Genomic DNA, 6,698 nt, shown 5'->3' with positions numbered 1-6,698 from the left:
CAGCGGCCCGCCGGAGCGGCTGCCTCCGAAGGCGCCCCCGGCGCGGCACGGTCGCGGACCGCGCGCTGCTGGACCGCGTGATCGCCGTCCACGGCGCCACCGGCACGGTGCACCCGGCCGCGCGGAAGCCGGTGGGCGAGTCCGTGGAACGGCCGCTGACGTACGGCCGGGAGAACGTGCACGGCCCGACCGCACTGCTGGCGGCGGTGGCCGCGGCGGGTGTGCGGCGCTCCCCCTTCTCCTCCTCGGCCGCCGTCCGCTGCATGCCGGACGGGGAACCGGCCGCGGAGGAGACCCCGTACCGGCCGCTGGGCCCGTACGGCGGGACGGAACGCGCGGGCGAGTGGCGGGTGCGCGCCGCCGGGAAGGCGCACGGGCCCGGCCACCGCGTGCCTGCGCTGCTTCGACGTGGCGGGTGCCGCACGGCCGGAGTCGGCCGGTGCCGGTGTGTCCAACGTCATCCCGATGTTCTTCGGCGACGGCCGCCCGACGCCCGACGGCGCCTGCGTGCGCGACCACGTCCACGTCGCCGGCCTGGCCGACGCCCGCCGGCCGGCCTGGTCGCCTCGGCCGGGCGGATCGGCCGGGCGGATCGGCCGGGAGCCGGGCTGGGCTCCCCGGTACGGGGTACGCCAGATGGTGGCCCCGGCGTGGGAGGGCCGGCGCCCGCGCCGCCCCCGCGTGCCGCGGCCACTCGCTCCCGCACCGGGGAGTGAGGCGAAGGGCAGGAAGAAGGGCCAGGTCAGAGGGGATGACAACGGTGTTCAGTGCCGCGTTGCCCGATACCCCCCTCCCGTAGTTCACTGAAGGTCGTCCGCCGATCGACCGCGAGGCTGGAGGCATCTTCCATGGGCGCAGGGCACAACCACGGCGGACCGCCGCCCGGTGGGCGGGGTACGGCGGCGGCCGCGTACCGGGGACGGCTGCGCGTCACGCTGGGCATCGCACTCGCGCTGCTGCTCGCCGAACTCGTGGGTGCCGCCCTGACCGGTTCGCTGGCGCTGCTGGCGGACGCGGGCCACGTGGCGACCGACGCCATCGGCATCGGGATGGCCCTGCTGGCCATCCGCATCGCCAACCGGCCCGGCAGCGAGCGGCGGACCTTCGGCCTCGCCCGGGCCGAGATCCTCGCCGCCCTGCTCAACTGCCTGCTGCTGCTCGGGGTCGGCGGCTACATCCTGGTGGAGTCCCTGGAGCGGCTGCGTCACCCGACGGAGGTGCCCGGCGGGACGACGGTGCTGTTCGGTGTGATCGGCCTGGCCCTCAACGGCCTGTCCCTGGCGCTGCTGATGCGGGGCCAGCGGGAGAGCCTGAACGTGCGCGGCGCCTTCCTGGAGGTGGCGGCGGACGCCCTGGGCTCGCTGGCGGTGATCGTCTCCGCACTGGTGATCGTGGTCACCGGCTGGCGGCAGGCCGACCCGATCGCCTCGCTGCTGATCGCGGTGCTGATCGTGCCCCGTACGGTCAAGCTGGCGCGCGAGGCGATCGACGTGCTGCTGGAGGCCGCGCCCCGGCACGTGGACATGGCCGAGGTGCGGGCGCACATCCTGGGCGTGCCGGGCGTGGAGGACCTGCACGACCTGCACGTGTGGACCATCACCTCCGGCATGCCGGTGCTCTCCGCGCACGTGGTGGTCGACCGGGAGGTGCTGGAGTCGGCGGGCCACGACAGGATCCTGCACGACCTCCGGAACTGCCTGGGGCGGCACTTCGACGTCGAGCACTGCACCTTCCAGCTCGAACCGCGCGGGCACGCGGCGTACGAGGGAGGACTGTGCCACTGAGGCGCCGCCGGCACCCCTGAGGACGGGCGCCGGCGGCGCGCCCGTCCCCCCGTCGCCGCAGGGGGGCGCGCGGTGCCCGGCGGAGTACGGCACACTGGAACGGACGGTCGGAACATCGGAGAAGTGCCGTTCCGACGCATTTCTGTGAAGGGCGGACATGGCGAACAGCACGGCGGACCCGATCATGCTCGAACTGGTCGACGAGGACGGTACGACGGTCGGGACCGCGGAGAAGCTGTCCGCCCACCTCGCGCCCGGCCGCCTGCACCGGGCCTTCTCCGTCTTCCTCTTCGACGACATGGGCCGGCTGCTGCTCCAGCGCCGGGCGCTGGGCAAGTACCACTCCCCCGGCGTGTGGTCCAACACCTGCTGCGGCCACCCCTACCCCGGTGAGCCGCCGTTCGCCGCCGCCGTGCGCCGGGTGGGCGAGGAGCTGGGGGTGGCGCCCTGGCTGCTGCGGGAGGCGGGCACGGTGCGCTACAACCACCCGGACCCGGCCTCCGGGCTGGTGGAGCAGGAGTACAACCACCTCTTCGCGGGGCTCGTGCGGGACACCCCGCGGCCCGATCCGGCCGAGATCGCCGAGACGGCGTTCGTGACGCCCGAGGAGCTGCTCAAGCGCCACGAGGCGGAGCCGTTCTCGGCCTGGTTCATGACGGTGCTGGACGCGGCGCGCCCCGGCATCCGCGAGGTGGCCGGGGCCTCATCGGGCTGGTAACGGGGGCAGGGGCAGGGCGGCCCGTACGACCTTCCCCCCGGAGGCGGTCCGCTGGACCTCGCAGCTCCCGCCCGCCTCGGCGACGGTGGCCTTGACCAGGAGCAGTCCGCGTCCCCCGGTGTGCTCCTGCGCCGGGTCGGCGGCCAGCGCCGAGGGACGGTAGGGGTGGCCGTCCTCGACCCCGATCCGCACCCAGCCCCCGCCGATGGACACCTCCACGCCGATCTCCGTCGACAGCAGGGCGGCGTGCCGCACGGCGTTGGTGACCAGCTCCGAGACGATCAGCAGCAGGCCGTACAGCAGGTCGTCGGGGACGGGCGCGCCCCTGCGGCGGATGAGGTCGCGCACGGCGTGGCGGGCCTGGGGCACGGAGGACTCCCGCACCGGGGCGGTGAACCGCCAGGTGCCCTCGTAGGGCTGCGGCCGGAGGGCCGGCCGCGCCGCCGGTCTGCCCGGGGCCGCCACCGGCGCCCGCCCGACCGGATCAGGGAAGGTCTCCCCACGGATCTCCATCTGCCCGCACCCCGCTTCCGGCTGTCCTCGGCTCTCGCCTGCCGCTGTGGTCCGGAGCGGTGCCGGCTCGGCCCCGGTCCGGCTGTCACGTCGAGTGTTGGCCGGTGGGGCGGGCGGACCGGCCGGGTGACTGCAACTCGGCACTTATCGATGGCAATTGACAGAAGACTTACGCGCCGTTCGCATCCGCGACTGACCTTGCCCGGTCGATTCCGCCCTCCGCGACGGGCGCCCGCGCCTGGGCCGTTACGATCCGGCACATGTCCCAGCACGCCCAGCCGGCCCTGTCGGTCGCCGTCGAGGACGGCGTCGCCACCCTCACCATCCGCAACCCGGCCAAGCGGAACGCGATGACGCCGCGGATGTGGCGCCGGCTGCCGGCGGTGCTGGAGCAACTCGCCGCCGAGGAGGCCGTACGGGTCCTGGTCCTCACCGGTGAGGGCGACACCTTCTGCTCGGGCGCGGACATCTCCGCCCTGCGGGAGGACGGCGCCGAGGAGGCCCGGGGCCTGGCGGCGGCCGCCGAGGAGGCCCTGGCCGCCTTCCCCCGGCCCACCCTGGCGGCCGTGCGCGGCCACTGCGTGGGGGGCGGCTGCCAGCTCGCCGTCGCCTGCGACCTGCGCTTCGCCGCCGAGGGCGCCCTCTTCGGCATCACCCCGGCCAAGCTGGGCATCGTCTACCCGGCCTCCGCCACCCGGCGGCTGGTGTCCCTGGTCGGCCCGGCCACCGCCAAGTACCTGCTGTTCTCCGGCGAACTGATCGGCACCGGCCGCGCCCTGCGCACCGGCCTGGTCGACGAGGTGCACCCCGCCGGCGAACTCGGCGCGCGGGTGGCGGAGTTCGCGCGGCTGCTGGCCTCGCGCTCCCGGCTCACCCAGGCCGCGGCCAAGGAGTTCGCCAACGGCCTGCCGGACGGCCCGGCGGGACGGGAGCGCGAGGCGCACTGGGAGCGCGAGGCGCGGGAGAGCCGGGAGGCCGCCGAGGGGGTCGCCGCCTTCCTCGAACGGCGGCCCCCGGTCTTCACCTGGCCCGGCACCGACGGGTGACGTGCCGGGCACGGCCCGGTCCGGCTATCGGCGCGGGCACCTCTCCCGGCGGCATGTCCGGCGGGGTCCGGGCGGGATGCCGTCCGGACCGGAGGGGTTTGCCCGGGGCGTCGGCGGTCATCCGTTATGGCATGTTCCGAGCAATAGCAGACGCACTCCGTACCGTCGGCGGCGCCATCGCGACCGTGGTGACGCTGCCCTTCCGCCTTCTCGCACGTCTCTTCGGCGGAGCTTCGCGCGCCGGTCGCCGCGTCTGACCGTCCGCCCGTCGGTGCGGCCTGTCAGAATGCGGGCAACCGGGGGAGACCAAGCACCGAGAAGGCGGAACGGATCGTGACACAGTCCATCGGAGAGATGTCCGTCGAGGACGCGGCGTCCACCGAGGCGTCCACGGGGGCGTCCGGCGCGGCGTCCATCGAGGGCAGGATCGCCGAGGAACTCGGCGTACGGGAACGGCAGGTCAAGGCCGCCGTCGAACTGCTCGACGGCGGCTCGACCGTGCCGTTCGTCGCGCGCTACCGCAAGGAGGCCACCGGCGCGCTCGACGACGCGCAGCTCCGCACGATCGAGGAGCGGCTGCGCTACCTGCGGGAGCTGGAGGACCGGCGGACGGCGATCCTGGAATCCGTGCGCGCCCAGGGCAAGCTCGACGCGGAGCTGGAGGCCCGCATCCGCGCGGCCGACTCCAAGGCGCGCCTGGAGGACATCTACCTGCCCTACAAGCCCAAGCGGCGCACCAAGGCGCAGATCGCCCGCGAGGCGGGCCTGGAGCCGCTGGCCGACAAGCTCCTGGGCGATCCGGCCGTGGAGCCGGCCGCCGCCGCGGCGGCGTTCGTGGATCCGGAGAAGGGCGTCGCGGACGCCTCCGCCGCGCTGGAGGGCGCACGGGCGATCCTCACCGAGCGCTTCGGCGAGGACGCCGACCTGATCGGCGAGCTGCGCGAGCGGATGTGGCGGCGCGGCCGGCTGGTGTCGAAGGTGCGGGAGGGCAAGGAGGAGCAGGGCGCCAAGTTCGCCGACTACTTCGACTTCGCCGAGCCCTTCACCCAGCTCCCCTCGCACCGGGTGCTGGCGATGTTCCGGGGCGAGAAGGAGGAGGTCCTCGACCTCACCCTGGACCCGGAGCCGGAGCCGTCCGGGGAGGCCGGGTCCGCCGGGGCGCCGTCCGGCCCGTCCGAGTACGAGCGCGCCGTCGCCCACCGGTTCGGCATCCAGGACCGCGGCCGGCCCGCCGACAAGTGGCTGGCCGACACCGTGCGCTGGGCCTGGCGGACCCGCATCCTGGTGCACCTGGGCATCGACCTGCGGCTGCGGCTGCGTACGGCCGCCGAGGACGAGGCGGTCGCCGTGTTCGCCGCCAACCTGCGCGACCTGCTGCTGGCCGCCCCGGCCGGCACCCGCGCCACGATGGGCCTGGACCCGGGCTACCGCACGGGGGTGAAGGTCGCCGTCGTCGACGCCACCGGCAAGGTCGCCGCCACCGCCACCGTCTACCCGCACGTCCCCCAGAACCGCTGGCAGGAGGCGCTGGAGACGCTGGCGAGGCTGGCGAAGGAGCACCGCGTCGAGCTGATCGCGATCGGCAACGGCACCGCCTCCCGGGAGACGGACAAGCTCGCCGCCGAACTGTGCGCCGCGCACCCGGAGTTGAAGCTGACGAAGGTGATGGTCTCCGAGGCGGGCGCCTCGGTGTACTCCGCCTCCGCCTTCGCCTCCCGCGAACTGCCGGATCTGGACGTCTCGTTGCGCGGCGCGGTCTCCATCGCCCGGCGCCTGCAGGACCCGCTGGCCGAACTGGTCAAGATCGATCCCAAGTCGATCGGCGTCGGTCAGTACCAGCACGACGTGTCCGAGGCGAAGCTGTCGCGTTCGCTGGACGCGGTGGTCGAGGACTGCGTGAACGGCGTCGGTGTGGACGTCAACACCGCCTCGGTGCCGCTGCTGTCGCGGGTGTCGGGCATCGGCCCGGGGCTGGCCGAGAACATCGTCGCCCACCGCGACGCCCACGGCCCCTTCCGCAGCCGCAAGGCCCTGCGGGACGTGCCCCGGCTGGGCCCCAAGGCGTACGAGCTGTGCGCGGGCTTCCTGCGCATCCGCGGCGGCGACGACCCGCTGGACGCCTCCGCCGTCCACCCCGAGGCGTACCCGGTGGTGCGCCGGATGGTGAAGGCGACGGGCGAGGACGTCGCGGCGCTCATCGGCAACACGAAGGTGCTGCGCACGCTGCGCCCCCAGGACTTCGTGGACGACACCTTCGGCCTGCCGACGGTCACCGACATCCTCAGGGAGTTGGAGAAGCCCGGCCGCGACCCGCGTCCGGCCTTCCGCACGGCCACCTTCAAGGAGGGCGTGGAGAAGATCGGCGACCTGGCCCCGGGGATGGTCCTGGAGGGCGTGGTGACCAACGTCGCCGCGTTCGGCGCCTTCGTGGACATCGGCGTCCACCAGGACGGGCTGGTCCACGTCTCGGCGATGTCGAGGTCCTTCGTGAAGGACCCGCGCGACGTGGCCAAGCCGGGCGACATCGTGAAGGTCAAGGTGCTGGACGTGGACGTGCAGCGCAAGCGGATCTCGCTGACGATGCGGCTGGACGACGAGGGCCGCCCGGCCGCCGGGGGCGAGCAGGGCGGTCGCCCG

Annotated in this window: 6 protein-coding genes and 1 pseudogene; 6 read left to right on the top strand and 1 reads right to left on the bottom strand. The window is 74.4% G+C overall.

The features are described 5' to 3' along the window. The 3 genes and pseudogenes from VE546_RS13535 to idi all read left to right on the top strand — a co-directional run. Positions 1-807, top strand: a pseudogene (locus tag VE546_RS13535) (NAD-dependent epimerase/dehydratase family protein); the annotation flags it as partial. Positions 808-848: 41 nt separating this feature from the next. Beyond that, positions 849-1,784 carry a cation diffusion facilitator family transporter gene (locus VE546_RS13530; RefSeq protein WP_324921996.1) on the top strand — a complete coding sequence of 312 codons (936 nt, stop codon included), beginning with the start codon at positions 849-851 and terminating at the stop codon, positions 1,782-1,784. A 157-nt stretch (positions 1,785-1,941) separates the two neighbouring features. After that, a complete protein-coding gene (idi, locus tag VE546_RS13525; RefSeq protein WP_324921995.1) occupies positions 1,942-2,502 on the top strand; it encodes an isopentenyl-diphosphate Delta-isomerase in 561 nt (186 codons plus the stop codon). Here idi and VE546_RS13520 read toward each other — a convergent pair. Then, complete coding sequence (locus VE546_RS13520) at positions 2,488-3,015, bottom strand: ATP-binding protein (RefSeq protein WP_324921994.1); 528 nt, start codon at positions 3,013-3,015, stop codon at positions 2,488-2,490. The genes idi and VE546_RS13520 overlap by 15 nt on opposite strands. Positions 3,016-3,275: 260 nt before the next feature. Between VE546_RS13520 and VE546_RS13515 the strand changes: the two genes are divergently transcribed. From VE546_RS13515 to VE546_RS13505, 3 genes are all read left to right on the top strand, one after another. Then, complete coding sequence (locus VE546_RS13515; protein WP_324921992.1) at positions 3,276-4,061, top strand: enoyl-CoA hydratase/isomerase family protein; 786 nt, start codon at positions 3,276-3,278, stop codon at positions 4,059-4,061. A gap of 131 nt (positions 4,062-4,192) precedes the next feature. Next, positions 4,193-4,318: an LPFR motif small protein gene (locus VE546_RS13510; RefSeq protein WP_324921991.1), complete on the top strand. Its 126-nt coding sequence runs from the start codon at positions 4,193-4,195 to the stop codon at positions 4,316-4,318. Between the two features lie 97 nt (positions 4,319-4,415). Next, positions 4,416-6,698: Tex family protein (locus VE546_RS13505; protein ID WP_324921998.1), on the top strand; the 2,283-nt coding region annotated here is incomplete at its 3' end.

Origin of the sequence: Streptomyces sp., assembly GCF_035644915.1 — a bacterium.
Taxonomy (GTDB): domain Bacteria; phylum Actinomycetota; class Actinomycetes; order Streptomycetales; family Streptomycetaceae; genus Streptomyces.
Note: the sequence above shows the minus strand (reverse complement) of the source record. Positions and strands in the feature narration are given on the sequence as shown.